Source organism: Yersinia sp. 1652 StPb PI (genome assembly GCF_041538345.1).
Classification (GTDB): Bacteria; Pseudomonadota; Gammaproteobacteria; order Enterobacterales; family Enterobacteriaceae; genus Yersinia; species Yersinia enterocolitica_E.
Window position 1 is genome coordinate 2,239,944 of sequence record NZ_JAULSM010000001.1, and the last position, 23,128, is coordinate 2,263,071.

Consider the following 23,128-nt stretch of genomic DNA (forward strand, 5'->3'; position numbering starts at 1 on the left):
CCACACAGACAGGTGGTACCGTGCGACCCAAACTTTATAAGGAAGCCATCATGTCAGCACTCCATTCTGCGTTACAAGCCGAGCTGGAAGCCGAACAGTCACCTTATCTGGCTTTTTGTGGCATTGGAAAAAGTTTCCCCGGTGTTCAAGCGCTGGATGATATCAGTTTTACCTGTCAGGCCGGTCAAATCCATGCCCTGATGGGAGAGAATGGCGCGGGGAAATCAACCTTGTTGAAAATTCTCAGCGGTAACTACTCACCGACTCAGGGTGAAATTCACATTAAGGGCAAAGTGGCTAATTTTGCCAATACCACCGATGCGCTTGATGCCGGTGTCGCTATCATTTATCAGGAACTGCATTTGGTGCCGGAAATGACAGTGGCAGAAAATATCTATCTGGGCCAATTGCCTACCAAGATGGGCATGGTTGATCGCAAATTATTGCGCTATGAATCCAGTTTGCAGCTCTCACATTTGGGGCTGGACATCTCCCCCGATACCCCACTGAAATATCTCTCCATCGGCCAATGGCAGATGGTGGAAATTGCCAAAGCGCTGGCCCGTAATGCCAAAATTATTGCTTTTGATGAGCCGACCAGTTCGCTCTCTGCCAGAGAGATAGAACAACTGTTCCGGGTGATCCGTGAATTACGCGCCGAAGGGCGGGTCATTTTGTATGTATCACACCGGATGGAAGAAATCTTTGCACTGAGTGATGCCATTACGGTGTTTAAAGATGGCCGGTATGTGCGCACGTTTGACGATATGACCCAGGTGAATAACGACTCGCTGGTTCAAGCCATGGTTGGGCGCAATTTGGGTGATATTTATGGCTATCAGCCGCGTGAAATAGGGCCAGAACGCCTGACATTGCAAGAGGTGAAGGCGATTGGGGTGAAATCGCCAATCAGCCTGACCGTCCATCAAGGGGAGATTGTTGGCCTGTTTGGTTTGGTGGGGGCGGGGCGCAGTGAATTACTGAAAGGGTTGTTTGGTGGCACCAGGCTTAGCAGTGGTCAGGTTTTGCTGGATGGCAAGCCACTGACGATTCGTTCACCCATCGATGCCATCACCGCCGGGATCATGTTATGCCCGGAAGACCGTAAAGCCGATGGCATTATTCCGGTTCATTCGGTACAGGACAATATCAATATCAGTGCACGGCGCAAAACACTGACGGCTGGCTGTTTGATCAACAACCGCTGGGAGCAGGAGAATGCGGTACTGCGTATTCAGTCTTTGAATATCAAAACACCCAGCCCTCAACAACTGATTATGAATTTGTCCGGCGGCAACCAGCAGAAAGCCATTTTGGGCCGTTGGTTATCCGAAGATATGAAAGTGATCCTGTTGGATGAGCCAACTCGAGGTATCGACGTTGGGGCTAAACATGAAATCTATAACGTGATTTATCAACTGGCGAAACAGGGTATTGCGGTGCTGTTTGCGTCCAGTGATTTGCCAGAAGTTCTTGGGCTGGCTGACCGAATCGTGGTGATGCGGGAAGGGGCAATCTCTGGTGAGTTAGACCACGGTTCTGCCACTGAAGAACAGGCGTTAAGTCTGGCGATGCTACGCACCCCGAATATTGCTACTGATGCCGCGTCTGCGGTTGCTTGATTGTGAAGGAGTTATCCATGTCCAGCGTTACTTTGAGTTCTGATAAGAAGAACCCGGCATCAACCGAGTTAAAAGGTGGAGCACACAATAGTCAGTCGCAACCACCACAAGATACACCCGCTAAAAGTGGACTAGGACTATCCCGTATTTGGGATAGCTATGGGATGTTGGTAGTTTTCGCGGTGGTATTTATTGGTTGTGTGATATTCGTGCCTAACTTTGGCTCCTTTATCAATATGAAAGGGTTGGGGTTGGCTATCTCGATGTCGGGGATGGTGGCCTGTGGCATGTTGTTTTGTCTGGCATCCGGCGATTTTGACTTATCCGTCGCTTCAGTCATTGCCTGTGCGGGGGTAACGACGGCAGTTGTTATCAATATGACCGAAAATATGTGGCTGGGGGTGGGCGCCGGTTTGTTACTGGGCGCGCTATGCGGGCTGATCAATGGTTTTGTGATTGCCAGATTGAAAATTAACGCCTTGATCACCACGCTGGCGACGATGCAGATTGTTCGCGGCCTGGCCTATATCATCTCTGATGGTAAAGCGGTGGGTATCGAGGATGAGCGTTTCTTCGCATTGGGTTACACCAATTGGCTCGGTTTGCCAGCCCCTATCTGGATTACCATTGCCTGTCTGGCCTTGTTTGGCTTCTTGTTAAACAAAACTACCTTTGGCCGCAATACCCTGGCTATCGGGGGCAACGAAGATGCGGCGCGCCTGGCGGGGGTGCCGGTAGTTCGCACTAAAATCATCATTTTTGTCTTATCGGGTTTGGTATCGGCGGCGGCTGGGATCATTTTGGCATCACGGATGACCAGTGGTCAGCCAATGACTTCGATTGGTTATGAGCTGATTGTTATCTCGGCCTGTGTGCTGGGGGGCGTGTCACTGAAAGGTGGGATTGGTAAGATTTCCTATGTTATCGCCGGTATCTTGATTCTGGGGACAGTGGAAAATGCCATGAACCTACTCAATATTTCTCCGTTCTCCCAATATGTGGTCCGTGGTTTGATCCTGCTGGCAGCGGTTATCTTCGACCGTTACAAACAGTTGGCTAAACGGACGCTATAAGTTGCACGGTGACAGAAAAGTCCATAAAAAGCCTATCTGGCTCACAGTTCTGTAATCACTATCGGGCAGCGTGAATTCTGCCCGATAAACTGAAATAAGCACATGCGTTTGCACGCCAATCAGATCAGGACTCCAAGGAGGCTAAATGTACCATCGAATGGTTCAGGAACCGCAACCCAATCCCTTGTTACCCGGCTATACCTTTAATGCCTATCTGGTAGCAGGATTAACCCCGATTCTGGCCGATGGACCACTCGATTTTTTTATCGATAGGCCAGGCGGCATGAAGGGCTATATCCTGAATCTGACCATTAAGGGACAAGGTAAGATTTTTGATGGTGAGAATACCTTTTACAGCAATCCAGGTGATTTGCTGCTCTTTCCCCCGAAGGCATCGCACTATTATGGTCGCTCACCGAACAGTGATTGTTGGTATCACCGTTGGGTCTATTTCCGGCCACGGGCATACTGGGCGGACTGGTTGGAGTGGCATAGCAAAACGCATGAAGTTGGGCGGTTATCTTTGCCTAACAACAACTTATTACTGGAATTTGATCGCCTGTTTGCCAATATTGAACAGACGCAAAAATCAGGACGGCGTTTTGGCGAAGAGTTGGGTATGAATCTACTTGAGCGCTTACTGCTGCGCGCAATGGAAGAAGATCCTCTTAGTCCACAACGCATTATGGACCCTCGAGTGATTGAAGCGTGCCAATTTATTACCGGCAATTTAGCCGGTGAGCTGCGCATTGACGAAGTTGCACGTCATGTTTGCCTGTCTCCGTCACGTTTGGCACATCTGTTTCGTGAGCAAGTTGGTATCAATATATTGCGTTGGCGTGAAGACCAGCGGGTTATTCGGGCTAAGTTATTACTGCAAACCACGCAAGAGCCGATTGCCACTATTGGTCGCGTGGTGGGTTACGACGATCAACTCTATTTCTCCCGCGTTTTTCGTAAGCGTGTTGGTGTCAGCCCCAGTGATTTCAGGCGTCGTAGCATTGAAACCAACTACCCGCAACGCAGCCTCCGACAGCCAGAATGGCGAGATAATGCTGAGGCCATTGTGCGAATTTAATCTCGCCACTGACATTCAGCCAAAAATTACCTCTTGTCGCGGGAATCATCATGGTGTCAAATCGATTGATCGACTGATATCAATTGGCAAATAGGCTGCGCGAGAGGAAATATAATGGCTGAAAAAATCAAAGTGGGTTTACTGGGCTATGGTTATGCCAGCAAAACGTTCCATGCGCCGCTGATTATGGGCACTCCGGGGCTAGAGCTGGCAGGGGTTTCCAGTAGTGATGCCAGTAAAGTACATGCTGACTGGCCGACAATGGCGGTGGTTTCTGACCCCAAAACGTTATTTGATGATCCTTCAATCGATCTTATCGTGATTCCAACCCCGAATGACACTCACTTCCCGCTGGCTCAGCAAGCACTGGCTGCCGGTAAACATGTGGTGGTGGATAAACCGTTTACCGTGACACTGTCACAAGCAAATGAATTGAAGAAACAAGCAGATGAGGCCCACTTATTGCTTTCAGTATTCCATAATCGCCGTTGGGACAGTGATTTCCTGACGCTGAAAACACTGCTGGCTGAAGGCTCACTGGGGAATGTTGTCTATTTTGAATCTCATTTTGACCGCTATCGCCCGGAGATCCGCCAGCGTTGGCGTGAACAAGCCGGTGCGGGCAGTGGCATTTGGTACGATTTAGGTCCACATCTGTTGGATCAGGCGCTACAACTGTTTGGTTTGCCACAGACGCTAAATGTTGATTTAGGGATGCTGCGCCCTGGTGCGCAATCTGTTGATTATTTCCATGCGGTTCTTAGCTATCCGGGGCAACGAGTGGTGTTACACGGTACGGTGTTAGCCGCAGCAGAAACTGCGCGTTATATCGTGCACGGCATGCAGGGGAGTTACATCAAATTTGGTCTGGACCCACAAGAGGACAGGCTGAAAGCGGGTGAACGTTTGCCACAGGCAGATTGGGGCTACGATATGCGCGATGGAGTAGTGACACTGTCACATGATGGCATCCTCGCTGAAAAACCACTACTGACGTTGCCGGGTAATTATCCTGCTTATTATGCGGGGATCCGTGATGCCATTTTAGGTACTGCTGCCAACCCAGTACCCGTCTCGGAAGCGATAAAAGTAATGGAATTGATTGAACTGGGCATTGCCTCTGATCAACAGAAAAAAACGCTGCCGGTATCGCCAGCAAGCTGATTTTGCTGCTAAATACGCTTATTTGATAGAAACGATAGCCAAAGTCACTGGCGTTGCAGGTAGGCTGCCAGCAGATTTGAACACTGCTGGCAGCGGCCTCACCGAGGCAAGGCCTAAGGATGGGCGGCACAACGCAAACAGCTACCCCCTCTGCAACGTCAAGAACCAAGGTTATATTGAAGGAATACAGTGGCATGTCATGGTTACAACGCTTACGGATAGATAAATTTTTATTAGTGCTGATTTTGGTCGTTATTATTGCTTCTATTTTCCCCTGTGAAGGGGAAGTTAAGGTGTGGTTCGAACACCTGACGACTGCGGCCATTGCATTATTATTCTTTATGCACGGTGCCAAGTTATCCCGCGCCGCCATAGTTTCAGGCATGGGGCATTGGAAACTGCATCTGGTGGTGTTTCTCAGCACGTTTGCCTTATTCCCGCTGTTAGGGTTGGGAATGAATGTGTTGGTACCCGGGGTGTTAACACCAACGCTGTATCTGGGTTTCCTCTATTTGTGCGCGTTACCTGCCACGGTTCAGTCAGCTATTGCCTATACCTCTGTGGCGGGAGGTAACGTGGCGGCGGCAATTTGTAGCGCCTCGGCATCCAGTATTTTGGGGGTTTTCCTGTCACCGCTGCTGGTGGGCATGTTGATGCACACCCAAGGGGGTGATACCGACACGTTGCATGCGATAGGATCTATTATCATGCAACTGATGGTGCCATTCATTGTTGGGCATTTATCGCGCCCACTGATAGCTAAATGGGTTGAGCGCCATAAAAAACTGGTTAATATCACTGACCGGTCATCCATTCTATTAGTGGTGTATGTCGCGTTCAGTGAAGCCGTGGTTCAGGGGATTTGGCATCAAATCGATGGTTGGTCACTGCTGGCAATTCTGGTCTGTTCGATGGTGCTATTGACACTGGTATTAGTCATTAACACCATGGCAGCCCGCTGGCTGGGCTTCAATACTGCCGATGAAATCACCATTGTGTTCTGCGGATCGAAGAAGAGCCTCGCCAATGGTATCCCGATGGCTAACGTGTTGTTTCCCGCCTCAGTAGTCGGTGTGATGGTATTACCCTTGATGATATTCCATCAGGTTCAATTGATGGTATGTGCCGTCCTGGCACAGCGTTACGCGAAACGCGTCGCCAGAGAGCATGCCGAGGCGACTGAATCTTTGGCGTCGGCGGCGCGGGCAGAAACCAAGTAGCCGGTTGCGATCTGCAATAAAAAACGCCGGTACTGCTATGAAATACCGGCGTTTTTAGTTAATTCCTGACCGATTTAGCCACAGATTTTATCGCGCAGTGCCTGTTTTTCCTGTTCGGTGATAAATGCCATCGTCAGGCCATTTTGTTGTGCCTGGCGGATTTCTTGTGCTGTTAGGCCAGCAGCAGGTGCGGCAATGTGATATTCATTAGCAATTTCAATCCCCTGTACCGCTGGGTCATCGGTGTTGATCGATGCCATCACGCCATGGCGCAGGAAGGTTGCCAGCGGGTGAGTGGCTAACGAAGAGACGGTGCTGGTCTGAATATTAGAGGTCAGACAGGATTCGATCCCAATGTTGTGTTCAGCCAAATAATCCATCAATTTGATATCTTCAATGGCTTTCACACCATGACCAATACGTTCAGCACCTAACTCGCGGATAGCTTGCCAGATACTTTCCGGGCCAGCGGCTTCACCGGCATGGACGGTAATACGCAGGCCCGCATCGCGCGCGCGATTAAAGTGACTGCGGAACAAACCGCCAGGGAAGCCCAGTTCGTCACCGGCCAGATCCAACGCAGTAATCCCCTCGCGATGTGCCAGTAAACCATCAAGTTCTTGCAAACAAGCTTGTTCACCAAAAGTGCGGCTGAGGATCCCTATCAGGCGGATATCAATATCAAAATCACGACAACCGGACTGCACCCCATCAATGACGGCCTCGACCACACCGGCAACCGGCAATTGGTGTTTCATTGCCATATAGAAGGGTGAAAAGCGCAGTTCGGCATAATGCAAACCGGCATTAGCGGCATCTTCGACATTTTCGTAGGCCACACGGCGGCAAGCATCAAGTGAGGCCAAAACCGCAACCCCCCAATCCAGCTTTTGCAGGAAGCTGACTAGATCTGGCTCAGTTTTAGTGATTTGCACATGCGGGCGCAGTTCGGCTAGCTCATCAGCCGGTAGGGCCAGATTAAATTGGCGACCCAGGTCCAAAATAGTTTGCGCACGGATATTGCCATCAAGGTGGCGGTGAATGTCGGTCAGGGGGAGGCGGGGATCAATCATGCTGTGCACTCACTTTTTATCAGAAGTAGATTCTTGTAGGTAAAGTGCAGAACATTATAAAAACAAATGAATGAAAATATCCACTGTGTTGCATAAAAAAGTGACATAAATCACGAATTGATATGGGCAGACAATATCGCCCGCCCATGATGCCGGCTTTAATTTCAACTATTTATTGCGATTCAACTGCGACCAATCTTTTTTCAGTTCGTACTACCAGCAGATAAGTGAGGATAAATGACAGGCCGAGTGACAAGGTGACACCCAATAGGATGTAGATAAAGTAAGGGCCAATATAGGCCGGTAGGCTGAATATGCTTGATAAAATATAGCCGTACAGCCTTACGCCGAAAAAGGCGATAAATGCAGAGGCAATCGAGCTGCTTATCGTCGTGGCAATAAAGGCTTTTTTGTATTTAGTTAACACACCAAACAGTGCGGGCTCTGTAATGCCCAATAAGCCAGAAACGGCGGCAGACAGCACCACGGTTTTTTCTTGCCGGGTTTTGACATGGAAATAGATAGCAAATGTTGAACCCGCAATGGCCATGTTTGCCATAAACATCATTGGCATTAACATATCAAAACCTTTGTCGGTAAAGTTTTGCAATGCAATGGGGGTCATGGCGTGATGCATTCCGGTAAGAATAGCAATCGGGCGAATGGCACCGACGATAAAACCAGCAAATACCGATGAGATATCAAATAATCCCTGAATACCGAATGCCAGTAGTTTGCCTAAATAAATGCCGGCTGGGCCGATAAACGTCAATGAAACCAATGCGGTGATAAAAAGGGTTAGCGTTGGGGTAAATACTGTTTTCAGCACATCGGGCATAATTTTATCGACCCAACGGTGAATATAACTCAGCGCCAGAATTGAGAAAATAACGGGAATAACACTGGCAGAATAGTTAAATACCGATACCGGCACGATATCCATAAAATAGATGACACTCACCGCGCCCGGGGTATGAGTGGCCAGCGCTTTGGCGGCATCAATGAGTGTGGGATACATCAGGCAGGCTGCCACCGCTGCCGCCAGATATTCATTAGTTTTAAATATCTTAGCCGCAGAAACAGCAAGGAAGAACGGCAGGAAATAGAATACCCCGCTGGCAATTAAATCGATAATCATCACGGTGTCGCTTTTGGCTGAGATGATTTTTAAGGCGATCAACCCTGCCAGTAAGCCTTTAATCATCCCCGCCCCGGCAATCGCCGGAACGATAGGGCCGAATACCCCAGAAACGGTATCCATAAACAGTGAAACCAGACTTTTCCGTGCTTTAGGTATTATTGCCGTAGTCGCGCTTGAGGGAACATTCTCATCAGGTGACATATTATCAACAATATCTTGATACCAGGCATTTACCTGTGGGCCGATAATGATCTGTACTTGATCACTTTGATTTTGCGCACCTAATACACCTGGCAATTGTTTGATTTTCTGCCATTCGACTTTACTATCATCAATTAAATCAAAACGCAGCCGTGTCATACAATGCCAGACTTTATTTATATTATCCTGACCACCGACCAGTTTAATTATTAACTGACATACCTCAGTCCTTCCCATAAAACCCTCGCACCTGAGCCATTATTTTTATTTACTGTGAGTGATAATAAGTTTACTGAAAGTTAAAAACAAACCAATAAAGCATGGGTTACATCACATTATTCGATGGTTAGGGTGTTCTTAGATGCTTTTTCTATTAATTGGTATGGTTTTTTGCGGTAATTTGCGTGATTCACGAACCAAAAAAAACATTTAAATTTTAGGTTTACAAGGTCAGTGTAAATAAGGTGAAATTAGCGAATACGTCATACGAATTTATTAATTCATGCATCATTGGTTGCCACGTTGAAGAGTCGCAATCTGAGTGTTGTAAAGGAGCATTGCATGCAACCCACGTTGATAACTGGCATTGAATGTCAGATAACCCGGCCTGATCGCCATAATTTAGTTGTGGTTAAGATTGAAACTAATAAAGGGATTGTTGGCCTGGGTTGTGCCACATTTCAGCAGCGTCCCCTTGCCGTTAAAGTGATGGTGGATGAATATCTCCGGCCACTATTACTGGGGCGTGACGCGAATAATATTGAAGACTTGTGGCAGATGATGATGGTCAATGCCTATTGGCGAAATGGGCCGGTGATCAATAACGCGATTGCCGGGATTGATATGGCATTATGGGATATTAAAGGCAAGCTGGCGGATATGCCGCTCTACCAACTGTTTGGTGGCAAATCTAAAGATGCTATTGCCACCTATAGTCATGCCGCCAGTGACTCACTGGATGGGTTGTATGTTGAGGTGGATAACTTGCTGGCGCAAGGTTATCGGCATATCCGCTGCCAGTTGGGGTTCTATGGGGGGAATGCTCAGGATCTGCACGCGACCCGACAGCCAACAATCGGCGCATACTACGATCAAGACCAATATATGGATAACACGTTGGCGATGTTTAAAGCGCTACGCGAAAAATACGGCAATCAATTCCATATTTTACATGATGTGCATGAGCGCTTATTCCCACAACAAGCGGTTCAATTTGCCAGGCAGTTAGAAGCTTATCGCCCTTATTATATTGAAGATATTTTGCCGCCGAATCAGAACGAATGGCTGGAACAGATCCGTAATCAAACGGCGGTACCACTTGCTACGGGTGAATTATTTAACAATCCGGCAGAGTGGAAAGACTTGATAATCAATCGCCGGATTGACTTCCTGCGTTGTCATGTATCACAGATTGGCGGAATTACCCCGGCATTAAAACTTGGGAGCTTCTGCCAGAGTTTTGGGGTTCGCCTGGCATGGCATTGCCCGCCAGATATGACACCGATTGGTGCTGCGGTTAACACCCATTTAAATATCTATTTGCACAATGCAGCAATTCAGGAGTTCGTGGCCTATCCGGCCAATACCCTGAGTGTATTTCCGGGCGCCGTTCAGCCGACAGAAGGCTATTTGTACCCAATTGAACAGGCGGGGATAGGTGTTGATTTTGATGCTCGTTTAGCCGATGAATTCCCGGTTGTTTATCGGCCTCATGAATGGACACAAAGCCGTTTGCCGAACGGAACAATTCATACACCATAGTGGGTCTGAACGGATTCAGCTCTGGCGGAACTTTAGGTTATCCTGATTAAACGGAATAATATAGGTGCAGGAATAGTCGATATCCACGATATCACTGAATGTGTATACGCGGCCATCCTGCAAAATGCCTCGGTTCAGGATATGCATGGCGGCAATGCCTTTTTTGCATCCAAGCAGTTCAGCTTGTTCTTTATTGATATTAATCGCCTGATAATGGGTTAATGCATGGGACAGGCGATAGCCTTTGCTGAGAATATATTGCTGTATCGAGCTTTCAATGACTTTTTGGTTCAAATCAGGGAAAGCGGCGACTGGCATGCGCGAATTTTCGATTTGAACCTTACGATTATCAATGTAACGCAAACGTGAGAATGCCCAGATAAAATCATCCGCGCTAAGGTTAAAGATCTGTTGTTCTTCATTATCAGGGCGGCGTTTATGCAGATTAATTAAACGAAAACTGATTTGGTTAAATTTCTTTTCGGTAATTGAATTATATACCAGCGGATTATTACCCACGCCGGGATTAATGAAGATCCCGGCACCTTGCACCATATGCACGGCACCAATGGCTGCCAGCTTCTCTAACGCTTTACGTATGGTAAAACGTGACACGCCATATTCCTCTGCTAACTGGCGTTCCGGCGGCAATTTCTCAGGTAATTTCTCGCCAGACTGATACATTTTACTCAGCAAGTCCTGAGCAATAAATTCTTTCTTTTTCATTTGGTTGTCCAGCACAGATAAACCTAGCCGCGTGATAGTAGTATATCGATTATTGACGTTATCGGCAGCGGGAAAGATGAGATGGGGAGGGGGAGAAACGCCACTCAAGGCATCAAGTGGCGTAATACACGATACTGTTTTACTTAACTGTCGCTATTGTCCTGCAAAAAACGAATACCGTTAATCAGCTTATCCATACCAGCTTCGACCTTGCTGCGGGAACAGCCTACATTCAGACGTAAAAAGCCACGACCCTCTTCGCCATAGGTAAAACCGGGCATAATGGCGACTTTCTCTTTCTCAATCAGCACCTCTTGCAACTGATGGTCATCAATGTTCAAGGGGCGTAGGTCTATCCATGCCAGATAGGTTGCTTGCGGTGGCTGCCAGTTTAATGCCGGGAACGCCACATTAAGGCGCTGTGCCACATAAACCAGATTGGCTTGCAAATAACTGCGTAGCTCATCCAACCATGGTTGCGCCTGCTGGTAAGCCGCAATGTGCGCCACAATGGCCAGTACCGCCGGAGAGGATAGTCCATCACGGCCTTTCAACATTTGAGTGTAGATATCACGGGTTTCACTGTCACTGATAAAACCGTATGCACCCGTTAAGGCGGGGATATTGAATGTTTTGGAACCCGAGGTCAGCAGCGCCCATGGGGTCTGACCTACCTCACTCCAAGGGGTATGTACCTGATTGCCCCAGGTCATATCCATATGGATCTCATCGCTGATAACGCGGACCTGATGGCGTTCACACAGTTCGGCCATTTGCGCCAGCTCTTGTGGTGTCCAGACTTTCCCTGTTGGATTATGCGGACTACACAACAGCAGCACTTTCGTCTGTGGCCGCGCCAACAGTGCCTCCAGATGTGCCATATCACATTGCCACTGGTTATCTACTTTGTGCAGCGGGCAGCTAAGTAGCTGGCGCTGATTAGCGAGAATGACTTTATAGAAGGCGTCATAGGCTGGGGTGTGGGTAACGACGAAATCACCGGGAGCAGACCAACAGCGGATTAGCTGAGCGACCATATAGATAACTGACGGGCCGTAAACCGCCATTGAGGTATCGATATGACAATGAAACCGTTGCAGATACCAATGACGAATTGCACCAAGGAAATCTTCATGCTGCCAGCGGCTATAGCCCAACACACCGTGGGCTATCCGCTGATTCAGCGCTTGCAGAATCACCGGTGCGGTAGGGAAGTCCATATCAGAAATGGTAAAAGGCAACAGGTCAGCAGCACCAAAACGGTCTGCAATATAATCCCATTGGGTACACCAAGTGCCGTGACGATCGACAGGCGTGGAGAAATCAAACATCAGCATCTCGCTTATCAAATATACCCTTGGTCCTTGAAGTTGCGGGGAGTTTCGGCACCTGTTACTCGGCCCATCCCTGGGCCTCAGGCGAGGCCGCTGCAAATCACGCTCAAATCGATTCCCGACCGATTTTTCATGTGCTGTGGCCTACCTGCAACGCCAATAACCTTGGGTATAATTTTTCATGTAACTGGTATTTAGGTAACGGCGCTTAGCGAATTACCGTCCTAAAGCGTCGCAAACTGAGTACTGCTTATCAGTGAGTCTAATTCATCTTTCACCGATTGCACTTGTGGACCAATAACAACTTGCAGATTATGGTCATTCAGTTGAATAACGCCAATGGCGCGGTTGGCTTTTAACGCCTCTTTATCCACCAAATTCATATCTTTAACCGACATCCGCAAGCGAGTAATACAGTTATCCAACGAGACAATGTTATCTGCACCACCCAGCGCATGAAGAATAGCAGGGGAGTTATAACCGGATTTACCGGTTGCAGCGCCATAAGTGGCTTTTTCTGCATTGCTGCTAGCGGTGGTTTCGCTTTCACGGCCTGGTGTTTTGATATTGAAGTGCTGAATAGCAAAACGGAAAATCATGTAGTACGCCACGAACCAGATCCCGGCAACCACTGGCACCCAATACCATTTAGTCGCAGTGCCATGCAGAATACCAAATACCACGAAATCAATGATATTACCGTCGGTATTACCAATGGTTACACCCAGCAACGCCATCACAGTAAAGCCCAAACCGGTCAGGATCGCATGGATCAAATACAGGAACGGTGCTACAAACAGGAACAGGAACTCAATCGGTTCGGTGGTACCGCCAATCACACAAGCCACAACACCAGAAATCAACAACCCTTTAATTTTATGTCGGTTTTCAGGCTTGGCACAGTGATACATGGCTAGCGCCGCACCCGGCAGGCCACCGAGGAAGGCGGGCATTTTGCCTTGAGACAGGAAGCGAGTCGCACTTTCTGAGAAGCCGGTGGTGGTTGGACAAGATAACTGAGCCTGGAATATTGTCAGTGCACCACTCACGCTGTGACCACAAACATCCATGGTTCCGCCCGCTTCAGTAAAGCGGATCAATGCCACCAAAATATGGTGCAGGCCGAACGGCAGCAATAGACGTTCGCCACTGCCGAAAATCATCGGCCCGAACATGCCAGCACCGTTAATCAGGCGACCCAGCCCGGTGATACCGGCGGCGAAAAATGGCCAGATCAGCGGGATCAACAACCCCACCAGCCCGAGCACTACCGTCGTCACTATCGGCACAAAGCGAGTACCGCCAAAGAAGGCTAATGCATCAGGTAAACGAATGGTGTTGAAGCGTTCATGCAGTAAATAAACAATGACCCCGACAATTACCGCTCCCAGAATCCCGGTGTCGATCGACTGAATACCTAGAATATTTTGAATGTTATGGGTTTTCAGGACTAATGGATCGGTGGTTGGCAACACACCGCTGGTGGTGAGGTAAAAGTTGGTCGCCAGATTCAGCACGGCAAAGCCGACGAAACCAGAGAAGGCGGCTACGCCCTTATTTTCGCGCGCCATACCCAGCGGGATAGCAATGGCAAACATTACGGGCAGGAAACTAAAGGCAAATGAACCCACCTTGCTCATCCAGGTAAATAGTAGCTGGAAGGCAGGATGACCAATTACCGGTAATAGGGTGATGACATCTTTACTGCTGAGTGAACTGCCGATACCCAGCATGATCCCACAGAAGGAGAGCAAGGCGACCGGCAGCATGAAGGTTTTCCCTAAACTCTGGAAAAACTCCCACAGCGTAATTTTTTGTTTTTTTACCGCTGACATAGTGACTCCTGTTTTTCAAAACGCCTGATGTTAAAAATGTCTGCTCTAACCACCGCGGTTCTTAATACGGTGTGTTTATCGCTAAATGGCGACTATTTCGCCTCCCTGTCTGGAGGTTAAACAAGATAAAACGTTTAACCCAGATAATATGAGTGATGTGTCACAATTACTGATGCTACTTCTGTATTAGAGTAAATCATCAGATTAAACGTTTAACTTGGCTTGTTTATCAGCGGGTATGACCATTAAAAAAATCACAATTACCGATGTGGCTAAGTTTGCCGGCGTCTCAGTGGCGACAGTTTCATTAGCTATAAGTGGCAAAGGGCGTATCTCTGGGGCAACCGCTGACCGGGTCAATCAGGCAATCGAACAGTTAGGTTATGTGCGAAACCGCCAGGCAGCACAATTACGCGGTGGCGAGTCCGGGGTGATTGGCCTGATAGTACGCGATATCGGCGATCCATTTTATGCCGCAATGACGGCGGGTTTGAGTGAGGCGATTGAGGCAGAGGGCAAATTGCTGTTTCTGACGCAAAGTGGTCGGGAGGGCAAAGGTCTATTGCGTTGCTTCGATACACTTATCGCTCAGGGTGTTGACGGCTTGGTCCTCGGCGGGGGAGCCAAACGTGAGATGGGATTGCAGGAGAAGGCGGCAGAGCATGATATCCCATTGATTTGCGCGGCACGGTCGAATGTGTTGGAAGGTGTGGATGTCGTGCGCCCTGATAATATGCAGGCGGCTAAAATGGCCACTGAGTTTTTGATTGGCCGTGGTCACCGGCAAATTGCCTACCTTGGCGGGCACTCGCATTCATTGACGCGGGCAGAGCGCTTGGGAGGCTTCTGCGCCACGTTGGTTCAATATGGCCTGCCATTCCGTTCTGAATGGGTGGTTGAATGTGACGGGCAACAGCAGGCGGCGGCAGATGCGGCAGAAGAGCTGCTACGTTATCACCCCAATGTCAGTGCCATCATTTGTCATCAGGCATCAGTGGCATTGGGGGCTTACTTTGGTATCTTACGCACCGGTCGGACTATTGGTAGTGCTGGTGTAGACACCTATCTGGATCAACAAGTGGCACTGATTGGTTTTGGTGACGTGCCGGCAGCCGAATTAACCGAACCACCACTCACCTTTATCACCAGTTCCGCCAGAGAAATTGGTTACAGTGCCGGGCAGCGGTTACTCCAGCGAATTGCCGGTGTTGACCTGCAACTGCAAAATGTCATATTACCGCCGGTATTGATCCGCCGAGGGTCTGCTTGATCATGCCTGATCTTGGGGGTTATTCATTAACGCCAAAGCATCGACATCGCCCGCGGTAATCAGATGCAGGTTGCGGCTGATATCTTCTATCGGCCAGTCCCACCAAGCAATAGCCTCGAGTTTAGCTATCGTTGCTGGTGGGAAGCGGCTCTTAATCACGGTTGCCGGGTTGCCACCCACAATGCTATAAGCCGGTACATCACGCGTCACTACCGCTCGTGATGAAATGATGGCACCATTGCCGATGGTCACACCTGGCATGATAAGTACGTCATAACCAATCCAAACATCATTTCCAACGCAGGTATCGCCTTTATAGGGCAGTTCATCCATTGATGGCGTGACGCGCTCCCAACCATTGCCAAAAATATTGAAAGGATAAGTCGAAATACCTGAAATTTTATGATTGGCGCCATTCATGATGAATTGAACCCCGCGTGCCAGCGCGCAGAATTTGCCAATAATCAGTTTGTCACCAATAAACGGGTAGTGATAGAGCACGTTGCGCTCGAAGTTTTCCGAATCTTGTGGATCGTCGTAATAGGTATAATCCCCGATAATAATATTCGGGTTGTTCGTTGTATTTTTGATAAAGCAAACCTGCGCAAAGCCTACCATGGGGGTGCTTGCAGTCGGGGTTGGGGCCGGTCATAAGTTTATCTGTCATTGCAACTTCCTGCGTACTGCGTGGACCCAGAGATAAAAAAACGGAGCCATCAGGCTCCGTTTTATGTGTTATTACTGCGACTTATTGCACCAACTATTGTGCCGGAACCGCAGGTTCTGCTGGGGTTGCTGGCATATCTTCTGGTGCGCTGTCGGTGTCTTCTTCAGCAGGTGCCCCGCCAAACATACCAAACAGGCCAACAAACTCTTGCAGTGACATTTTCTGACCATTCAAATTGACCTGATTATCAGCAAAATGGAAGCTGCTGCTGATAACATCATCTTTGGTGGTGGTCAGTTTAAACATCTGGCCCATAGCGGCAATGCCTTGAACCTGTTGTTGTGCCAGCTTCTGAGCTTCTTCCGGGCTGTAGCCTTGCAGGCGTGCGGCCTGGGTCGTCAACTCAGTTGCCATTGCCATCGGGATAGTCAGGGTTGCGTCAACTTTCTTCACTGACTGCGCTAACAGGGGTTCAGCACTTGCTTTAGTCTGCGCCGGATCAACCAAGTCGACATTCAGGGTAAAGGTACTTTCCCCTTTAGCGTTTTTCCAGCTCAGTGGCGCAATGCTCACGGTTGGATTGCCTTTTAACAGCCCTGGAAGATTGGCAATTAACATCTCAGTCATTTGCTCTTGATAGGCAACAGGATCGAGGTTTTCACCCGCCTGAACGGCTTTCAGCACTTGTTGATTATACGCGCTGGTGAACTGCTTCAGGTTTTGGCCATCAAGCTTGTCAAAGGCAAAGGCTAATTTACCGGAACCGAAATCATTACCCTGAATTTTTAATGCATCGAGGGTGTAGCTCAGTTTGCCGTTCAGGTCTTTATCCGTTTCACCCAATTGGGTATTAAGGTTAAAGCCAACCAGTGTTGCCATCTCTTTGCCATCAAGACTGAAACCAATTTGCTTGATAGCGACTTGCTGATCACCAATGCTGAGATCAAATTTACCCATTTTGCTGTCACTTTTCAGCGTCAGGCCCTGCACGCTGAATTGTTCCAGTTGGTCCCACTGATTTTTGCTGGTGAAGACGATATTCTCGCTGCTACCGCTCATCTTCACATTACGCATATCGCGCGAAACATCGGCATCAATGGTAGCACCAGAGAATTTCATGCTGGTGGTATTTTGCTGATAATCGATAGGAATAAAGGTAATGGCGGAAGAGGTATCACCGCTGTATGAAATGCGTGAATCCGCAGTAAACGGTGATTGGCCTTTGGTAACATCAAATAGCTTTTTCAATGCAGGGGTATTGGCAAGTTCGGTATGTACCGATGCCATGCTCGGGATCAAATTGAATTTCTTCAACTGCGCGAACGGGAATGGGCCGTGATCGATAGTTTCGATAAAAGCGATTTCATCACCGTCTTTTAACGCTTTTTCACCCACGACACTGCTATCTGCTTGCAGCACATAGCGAACCTGGCTACGGAACAAACCACGTTGGTAATCTGTATAGGCGAGTTTGACACCAGCTTTAGGCAGCAATGTTCTGATCTGCCCGTTTGCGGTGTTAACCAGTTCACCCATCCGTTGTTCAATCAGTTTGCCGGTATACCATGAGGCTCCAGTCCATGCTGCGCCAAGTACGACAATGACGCTGACAGCCACTAACGATTTTTTCATTGTTCTGTTCATCCTTTTCTAATACACCAAATTCACTATGTTGAACGCGGTAATGAGTTGCTGGTGAAAAACCACCCAAGAGAATGCCTGAAAAACAGTATTCACCAAATTAATATAGGCATAGATTAACCGGACACAAATATTATTGCGACGATAACTATCCTGAAACGGCAAGCGTGAGTTCTGTGTAATAACAAAACTCCGCCATTGCGACTATGGAATCTATCTATCACGACAGCAAAAAGCCAGTTATTGACAACAAAATGAGTGACTTCGTTCAGTCTGCGTTGTAAACACGCGCAATAGAGCCAATTCCTTGCACTGTAACCGGTGATTCATTCGCCGGGATAAAACAGGATTCGCCTGGTTGTAGGGTGATTTCCTGCTGCTGTTTTTTCAATATAGCCTGACCCTGAATACAAAACACAATTGCCGCGCTAGGTTGTGCCAACACTTGAGTCTCGGCCGTTACTGTATGCAGTGAAAAAGCAAAATCCTCAACTGGGATAGGGAAGGCCAGTTCGTTGCCTTGCTGTTTTGGCGTGGTCAGCAGAGTATCAGCCGGTTTGGGGATAAATTGCAGATTGGCCATCAGTTCGGGAATATCGATAAACTTAGGCGTCAGGCCCGCGCGTAATACGTTATCGGAGTTTGCCATCACCTCTAGTGCCACGCCGTTGAGGTAGGCGTGCGGTGTTTCAGCATACAGGAACATGGCTTCACCCGGTTGCAGGGTCACGACATTTAGCAATAAGGGGGAGAACAAGCCGCTGTCATCAGGGTAAAAACGCGAGATACTGCGGATGGTATCCCAAGGTTCACCTAACTGGTTATTTAAGGCTGCTTTCAAAATTCCCAGCGCGAGCGTTTTTGGGTCGCCAGCCAAACTCAGTAAACTGGCAAACAGGGCCGCTAAGTGTTCAGTATCCGGTTCGCGCAGGAATGCGGCGATATCGGGATGCGCTGCCGCTAAGGGGTGGAGTAATGCCTGAATATCTTCCAGTGTACGGAAACCATTCATAGCCTGAAAGGGTGTTAGCGCATAGACCAGTTCCGGCTTATGGTTGGCATCTTTATAATTTCTTTCGGCAGCATCCAGTGGGATACCCGCCTGATTCTCTTTGGCAAAACCAATTTCGGCGGCGGTTTTACTGGGATGAACCTGAATCGATAACGGTTGTGCCGCACAAAGTACTTTGAACAGGAATGGTAGCTCACCAAAACGGTTGAAAACATCATGGCCCAGATTAGCATCGGGATCTTGTTCGATCACATCACGCAATGAATGCCACTGGCCGTTAGCATCTGCCACCTGTGAGCTGCTCTTCGGATGCGCGCCCATCCACAGTTCAGCCATTGGTTTCCCCTGTGGATTTGCTATGCCATAAAGCTGAGTGAGGGCGTCGGTACTGCCCCAAGCGTAGTTTTGCACTGCATTCTTCATCTTTTGCATGTTTACGTTCTGCCGTTTGTTAAGGGCCAAATTAAGGGTTACACACAAATCAGCTATTTTATATGACTAATCGCGCCTGACCCTGCCGCCCAATAAAATTGTCCCTTAGTAAACAATGGCGCTACGGGGGTTGCAAGTAGTAATCGGAGGGTGGGGGGGCCAATTGAGCGAAAACGGGCACTACCGCCGTTTAATGTCGCGAAGAGGGCGTAACATCGACGCCCTTATTTAGGAAAGTGAGAAAACCGATAAGGTAAATACGGCGAAAATCACCGGGCAAAAGATAGCGCTTGCCCTTGCCATCCAGTGGTACGCAGGAATTGTTCCCAGGTTAAACTGGCCGGATTTACTTGTCGGCTCCAAAGCAGATCTCGCTCTTTACGGAAGTAACCGTACTCTACCGTATACTCAGCCATACCGATTACTTCATCCACTAATCCCCCAATGCTGGAAAATGTGGGGAAGTGTTGACACAGCTCCTCACGTGTAAACGCCGAGCTGTAGCGGGCTTTTTTCCCCGTCACACGGCTAAATGTTTCAACCATCTCTTTGGGTGAAATGATCTCCCCGATAACAGGCAAAGATTGGCCCGCGTACAGGTCTTTATCATCAAAAATCGCTAACACCGCTGGGCCGGTCGCTGTCAATGGGTCGACAAAAGGTGCGCAAAAATCTTCAGGTAGATAGAGAGGAAAGACTAAAGTATCTCCTTCCATTCGTGGCTGATAGAACTCAAGCAGATTAGTGTAAAAAAACGCCATGTAGATAAATGAACTGGTGACGGGCAGTGTACGAATGTAGCTCTCAACCCGGCTCTTATCGGTAAAGTGTGGCACCCACTTTTTCCCTTCGGTAATCTTTTCTACGTTTTCCAGACTAGAGAATACAATATGTTTTACCCCCGCTTCGACGGCGGCATCTGCTATTTGTTTACCTAACGCTGTTTCGTGTGTTTCCGCGTGGCTCGCCTGCGGCGTGATAGCGGGCGTCATTAGAAACGCGCCATATGCCCCTTTAAATGCTTGAACAAACGTCTCTTTATGGCCCAATTCTAGCGGTACTGCCATGAGTTCTGCCCCCTGACGCGCCAGCTCTTGCGCTTCTGGGGAATCTACCCGCCGCGTTAACGCGCGTACTCGGTAGCGCTGACTCTCTAGTAGCGTGCGCACCACACTACGCCCTTGTTTACTCAATGCTCCCACAACTGTGATGAGTGGTTTGCTATTCGATAACATCAACTGTCTCCTGATAATCCCTACAACATGAACTTGCATTATGATGACGGCTGAGGGATAAGAGAAATCGATTGTTTTATATTAAGGAATCCACCAAATGGATACCACACGGATAGATCTAAACCTGTTGGTCACCCTGGAAGCTTTGCTTGCTGAACAGAATGTAACCAAGGCTGCAGCGCGACTTAATCTCAGCCAGCCCGCAGTTAGTGCGCAACTGAATCGCTTGAGAGAGGTATTTGACGACCCTTTGCTGGTTCCTGCGCGACGGGGGATGACGCCGACTGCAAAAGCGCTGGAGCTACTTACTCCGCTGCGTGCGTCTTTGGACCAACTGCGCCGCACGCTGCAATCGCACAAGGATTTTTATCCCGAGCGGGCGCAACTGACGGTCACCATTGCGGGTACTGACTACATACAGGCTGCGGTCGTCATGCCGCTGGTTTTGGCCTTACGGCAAAGATCACCGGGGGTCCGCATTGCCGTTCGTCACTATAATCCGAGCCAGTTGGAACAACAGTTGGCCAGTGGCGAGGTTGATATAGCGGTTATTACACAAGGTGCCTATCATGCGCGTCTAAGAGCACGCCATTTGTTCGATGAAACTTATGTACTCATCGGGCGGAAGGACCACCCGGGGCTTAGAGACAAGTTAACAATGGAAGATTTTACCCAACTAGAGCATGTCATTGTTTCACCTTCCGGGGGCAGCTTCACCACACCAATAGACGATGCTCTGGCGGCATTCGGATTTCAACGTAATGTTGTTATGTCGGCAGCGTCATTCCTTTTTGTTCCTGAGATAGTCGCCACTAGCGACCTTGTGGCTTTAATTCCACGACGATTGTGGCAAGTGCAGGGGCAATCGGATCGATTCACGATGGTTGAGGTTGGCTGGCTTGCGGAGCAATTTGATGTCAGCTTAGTTTGGCATGAGCGCAGTCATAGTCATGCTGGCCATGGTTGGATCCGAGATTTGATGGTTGAACTGAGTGGTCACAAGGATGAGTGCGCTAATTAGCAGTGTGTTTTAGCCGCAGGCTCGTTATGAGAATATTGATCACAAAATGATATAAATGCGAATCAATCGCATAAAGGTAACAGCAAATGTGCCATGATAGTGTCATGTCGCCAGTGAGACTGGTATGACATACCTCAACCGTTCAGTTCTACATGCTAAGGAGACCGTGATGGCGACCACCCGCAGTGAAAAAGACTCTATGGGGCCTATCGATGTACCAGCAAATCAATTATGGGGCGCACAAACCCAGCGTTCACTGGAACATTTCCGTATCTCGCAAGAAAAAATGCCGACGGCACTGATCCATGCTCTGGCACAGACCAAACGGGCAGCGGCGCAGGTCAACATGGATTTAGGGCTACTACCAGCCGAACGGGCAAAGGCCATCATGCGCGCCGCAGATGAAGTTCTGGAAGAGTGTCATCCGAGTGAGTTTCCACTGTCTATCTGGCAAACCGGGTCTGGTACCCAGACCAACATGAATATGAATGAGGTTTTGGCGAACCGTGCCAGTGAGCTGTTAGGTGGCGAGCGCGGAAACAATCGGTTAGTGCATCCTAATGATGATGTGAATAAAAGCCAAAGTTCAAATGATGTCTTCCCAACGGCGATGCATGTTGCTGCGGTTATCGGGTTGCGGCAACATCTGTTACCGGAACTCAAAACATTGCAGGAGACACTGGCACACAAAGCGGACGCCTTTCGCGAGATTGTGAAGATTGGTAGGACGCATTTGCAAGATGCTACACCATTGACCTTAGGGCAGGAGATCTCGGGCTGGGTGGCGATGCTATCTCACAGCTTGCAGCATATTGAAGCGACCATTCCTCATCTGTGTGAGTTGGCGTTAGGGGGGACGGCGGTAGGAACCGGGCTGAATACGCATCCAGAATATGCCGTGCGAGTAGCCAAAGAGATTGCGGCGCTTACCCATCAACCATTTATCACTGCGCCTAATAAGTTTGAGTCATTAGCGGCTTGTGATGCATTAGTTCATGGTCATGGGGCTTTAAAAGGACTTGCGGCTTCATTGATGAAAATTGCCAACGATGTGCGCTGGTTGTCCTCCGGCCCTCGCTGCGGCATTGGTGAAATCGCGATTCCTGAGAATGAACCGGGCAGTTCAATCATGCCTGGCAAAGTGAATCCGACACAGTGTGAAGCCATGACGATGTTATGCGCACAGGTTATGGGTAATGACGTGGCCATCAATATTGGTGGAGCATCCGGTAATTTTGAATTGAACGTCTTCCGCCCGTTGGTGATTCATAACTTCCTGCAATCAATTCGTTTGCTGGCCGATGGTATGCGCGGTTTTAATGAACATTGCGCGGTGGGTATTGAGCCAAATCGTGACCGTATAACGCAGTTACTGAATGAGTCTTTGATGTTAGTTACCGCGTTGAATACCCATATTGGTTATGACAAAGCTGCCGAGATTGCGAAAAAGGCCCATAAAGAAGGGCTTACACTCAAAGCTGCCGCCTTGAAATTAGGCTATCTGACCGGGGAACAGTTTGATGAATGGGTCAAACCGGAGGATATGGTTGGTAGTATGAAGTAACCACCGGCCAAGCAAACAATTAACGCCGGTCCTTATGACTGGCGTTTTTTACGGATAA

17 protein-coding genes and 1 pseudogene are annotated in these 23,128 nt (G+C 48.7%); 9 read left to right on the forward strand and 9 right to left on the reverse strand.

Annotation, left to right across the window (positions count from 1 at the left end; all coding sequences use genetic code 11):
- Window positions 1-50: 50 nt before the first annotated feature.
- From araG to Q2T71_RS10345, 5 genes are all read left to right on the forward strand, one after another.
- Window positions 51-1,622 carry an L-arabinose ABC transporter ATP-binding protein AraG gene (gene araG / locus Q2T71_RS10325; RefSeq protein WP_372559002.1) on the forward strand — a complete coding sequence of 524 codons (1,572 nt, stop codon included), beginning with the start codon at window positions 51-53 and terminating at the stop codon, window positions 1,620-1,622.
- Window positions 1,623-1,639: 17 nt separating this feature from the next.
- Complete coding sequence (araH, locus tag Q2T71_RS10330) at window positions 1,640-2,695, forward strand: L-arabinose ABC transporter permease AraH (RefSeq protein WP_372559003.1); 1,056 nt, start codon at window positions 1,640-1,642, stop codon at window positions 2,693-2,695.
- A gap of 145 nt (window positions 2,696-2,840) precedes the next feature.
- Window positions 2,841-3,773, forward strand: a complete 933-nt coding sequence (gene araC, locus Q2T71_RS10335) for an arabinose operon transcriptional regulator AraC (protein WP_083158871.1) — start codon at window positions 2,841-2,843, stop codon at window positions 3,771-3,773.
- Window positions 3,774-3,887: 114 nt separating this feature from the next.
- Window positions 3,888-4,937 (forward strand): oxidoreductase, encoded by a 1,050-nt coding sequence (locus Q2T71_RS10340; protein WP_372559004.1) that lies wholly within the window; start codon window positions 3,888-3,890, stop codon window positions 4,935-4,937.
- Between the two features lie 194 nt (window positions 4,938-5,131).
- A complete protein-coding gene (locus tag Q2T71_RS10345) occupies window positions 5,132-6,157 on the forward strand; it encodes a bile acid:sodium symporter family protein (RefSeq protein WP_372559005.1) in 1,026 nt (341 codons plus the stop codon).
- A gap of 74 nt (window positions 6,158-6,231) precedes the next feature.
- On the opposite strand, the gene add is transcribed toward Q2T71_RS10345, so the two are convergent.
- Both add and Q2T71_RS10355 read right to left on the reverse strand, forming a co-directional pair.
- Window positions 6,232-7,230: an adenosine deaminase gene (gene add, locus Q2T71_RS10350; protein ID WP_372559006.1), complete on the reverse strand. Its 999-nt coding sequence runs from the start codon at window positions 7,228-7,230 to the stop codon at window positions 6,232-6,234.
- A 172-nt stretch (window positions 7,231-7,402) separates the two neighbouring features.
- A complete protein-coding gene (locus Q2T71_RS10355) occupies window positions 7,403-8,809 on the reverse strand; it encodes a PTS transporter subunit EIIC (RefSeq protein WP_372559007.1) in 1,407 nt (468 codons plus the stop codon).
- 324 nt (window positions 8,810-9,133) lie between these two features.
- On the opposite strand from Q2T71_RS10355, the gene Q2T71_RS10360 reads away from it, so the two are divergent.
- Complete coding sequence (locus tag Q2T71_RS10360) at window positions 9,134-10,333, forward strand: enolase C-terminal domain-like protein (protein ID WP_372559008.1); 1,200 nt, start codon at window positions 9,134-9,136, stop codon at window positions 10,331-10,333.
- A 15-nt stretch (window positions 10,334-10,348) separates the two neighbouring features.
- Here Q2T71_RS10360 and Q2T71_RS10365 read toward each other — a convergent pair whose 3' ends face one another.
- The 3 genes from Q2T71_RS10365 to malX all read right to left on the reverse strand — a co-directional run bounded on the left by Q2T71_RS10365 (window position 10,349) and on the right by malX (window position 14,228).
- Window positions 10,349-11,059, reverse strand: coding sequence for a GntR family transcriptional regulator (locus tag Q2T71_RS10365; RefSeq protein ID WP_372559009.1), 711 nt, complete (start codon window positions 11,057-11,059; stop codon window positions 10,349-10,351).
- A 143-nt stretch (window positions 11,060-11,202) separates the two neighbouring features.
- The gene (locus Q2T71_RS10370; RefSeq protein ID WP_372559010.1) at window positions 11,203-12,390 is read right to left on the reverse strand and encodes a MalY/PatB family protein; all 1,188 of its coding nucleotides are present in this window, start codon (window positions 12,388-12,390) and stop codon (window positions 11,203-11,205) included.
- A gap of 227 nt (window positions 12,391-12,617) precedes the next feature.
- The gene (gene malX, locus Q2T71_RS10375; protein ID WP_372559011.1) at window positions 12,618-14,228 is read right to left on the reverse strand and encodes a maltose/glucose-specific PTS transporter subunit IIBC; all 1,611 of its coding nucleotides are present in this window, start codon (window positions 14,226-14,228) and stop codon (window positions 12,618-12,620) included.
- A 238-nt stretch (window positions 14,229-14,466) separates the two neighbouring features.
- Here malX and malI point away from each other — a divergent pair, with 238 nt between their 5' ends.
- Window positions 14,467-15,498 carry a Mal regulon transcriptional regulator MalI gene (malI, locus tag Q2T71_RS10380; RefSeq protein ID WP_083158862.1) on the forward strand — a complete coding sequence of 344 codons (1,032 nt, stop codon included), beginning with the start codon at window positions 14,467-14,469 and terminating at the stop codon, window positions 15,496-15,498.
- Here the strand turns inward: malI and vat(F) are convergent.
- The 4 genes and pseudogenes from vat(F) to Q2T71_RS10400 form a co-directional block, all read right to left on the reverse strand.
- Window positions 15,499-16,165: pseudogene (vat(F), locus tag Q2T71_RS10385) on the reverse strand (streptogramin A O-acetyltransferase Vat(F)).
- Window positions 16,166-16,258: 93 nt separating this feature from the next.
- Window positions 16,259-17,797: a YdgA family protein gene (locus Q2T71_RS10390; RefSeq protein WP_372559012.1), complete on the reverse strand. Its 1,539-nt coding sequence runs from the start codon at window positions 17,795-17,797 to the stop codon at window positions 16,259-16,261.
- 277 nt (window positions 17,798-18,074) lie between these two features.
- Window positions 18,075-19,250: a mannose-6-phosphate isomerase gene (gene manA / locus Q2T71_RS10395; RefSeq protein WP_372559013.1), complete on the reverse strand. Its 1,176-nt coding sequence runs from the start codon at window positions 19,248-19,250 to the stop codon at window positions 18,075-18,077.
- A 269-nt stretch (window positions 19,251-19,519) separates the two neighbouring features.
- Window positions 19,520-20,485 (reverse strand): NmrA/HSCARG family protein, encoded by a 966-nt coding sequence (locus Q2T71_RS10400; RefSeq protein ID WP_372559014.1) that lies wholly within the window; start codon window positions 20,483-20,485, stop codon window positions 19,520-19,522.
- Window positions 20,486-20,582: 97 nt separating this feature from the next.
- On the opposite strand from Q2T71_RS10400, the gene Q2T71_RS10405 reads away from it, so the two are divergent.
- Window positions 20,583-21,506 (forward strand): LysR family transcriptional regulator, encoded by a 924-nt coding sequence (locus Q2T71_RS10405; protein ID WP_372559015.1) that lies wholly within the window; start codon window positions 20,583-20,585, stop codon window positions 21,504-21,506.
- Window positions 21,507-21,675: 169 nt separating this feature from the next.
- Window positions 21,676-23,070: a class II fumarate hydratase gene (fumC, locus tag Q2T71_RS10410; protein WP_372559016.1), complete on the forward strand. Its 1,395-nt coding sequence runs from the start codon at window positions 21,676-21,678 to the stop codon at window positions 23,068-23,070.
- Window positions 23,071-23,128: the final 58 nt, after the last annotated feature.

Excerpts from the sequence above, each read along its gene's own strand:
- malX (WP_372559011.1), bottom strand. The coding sequence starts at position 14,228 with ATGTCAGCGGTAAAAAAACAAAAAATTACGCTGTGGGAGTTTTTCCAG.
- Q2T71_RS10405 (WP_372559015.1), top strand. The coding sequence starts at position 20,583 with ATGGATACCACACGGATAGATCTAAACCTGTTGGTCACCCTGGAAGCT.
- Q2T71_RS10400 (WP_372559014.1), bottom strand. The coding sequence starts at position 20,485 with ATGTTATCGAATAGCAAACCACTCATCACAGTTGTGGGAGCATTGAGT.
- add (WP_372559006.1), bottom strand. The coding sequence starts at position 7,230 with ATGATTGATCCCCGCCTCCCCCTGACCGACATTCACCGCCACCTTGAT.
- Q2T71_RS10355 (WP_372559007.1), bottom strand. The coding sequence starts at position 8,809 with ATGGGAAGGACTGAGGTATGTCAGTTAATAATTAAACTGGTCGGTGGT.
- araG (WP_372559002.1), top strand. The coding sequence starts at position 51 with ATGTCAGCACTCCATTCTGCGTTACAAGCCGAGCTGGAAGCCGAACAG.
- araH (WP_372559003.1), top strand. The coding sequence starts at position 1,640 with ATGTCCAGCGTTACTTTGAGTTCTGATAAGAAGAACCCGGCATCAACC.
- araC (WP_083158871.1), top strand. The coding sequence starts at position 2,841 with ATGTACCATCGAATGGTTCAGGAACCGCAACCCAATCCCTTGTTACCC.
- manA (WP_372559013.1), bottom strand. The coding sequence starts at position 19,250 with ATGCAAAAGATGAAGAATGCAGTGCAAAACTACGCTTGGGGCAGTACC.
- Q2T71_RS10360 (WP_372559008.1), top strand. The coding sequence starts at position 9,134 with ATGCAACCCACGTTGATAACTGGCATTGAATGTCAGATAACCCGGCCT.
- malI (WP_083158862.1), top strand. The coding sequence starts at position 14,467 with ATGACCATTAAAAAAATCACAATTACCGATGTGGCTAAGTTTGCCGGC.
- Q2T71_RS10370 (WP_372559010.1), bottom strand. The coding sequence starts at position 12,390 with ATGTTTGATTTCTCCACGCCTGTCGATCGTCACGGCACTTGGTGTACC.
- Q2T71_RS10340 (WP_372559004.1), top strand. The coding sequence starts at position 3,888 with ATGGCTGAAAAAATCAAAGTGGGTTTACTGGGCTATGGTTATGCCAGC.
- fumC (WP_372559016.1), top strand. The coding sequence starts at position 21,676 with ATGGCGACCACCCGCAGTGAAAAAGACTCTATGGGGCCTATCGATGTA.
- Q2T71_RS10390 (WP_372559012.1), bottom strand. The coding sequence starts at position 17,797 with ATGAAAAAATCGTTAGTGGCTGTCAGCGTCATTGTCGTACTTGGCGCA.
- Q2T71_RS10345 (WP_372559005.1), top strand. The coding sequence starts at position 5,132 with ATGTCATGGTTACAACGCTTACGGATAGATAAATTTTTATTAGTGCTG.
- Q2T71_RS10365 (WP_372559009.1), bottom strand. The coding sequence starts at position 11,059 with ATGAAAAAGAAAGAATTTATTGCTCAGGACTTGCTGAGTAAAATGTAT.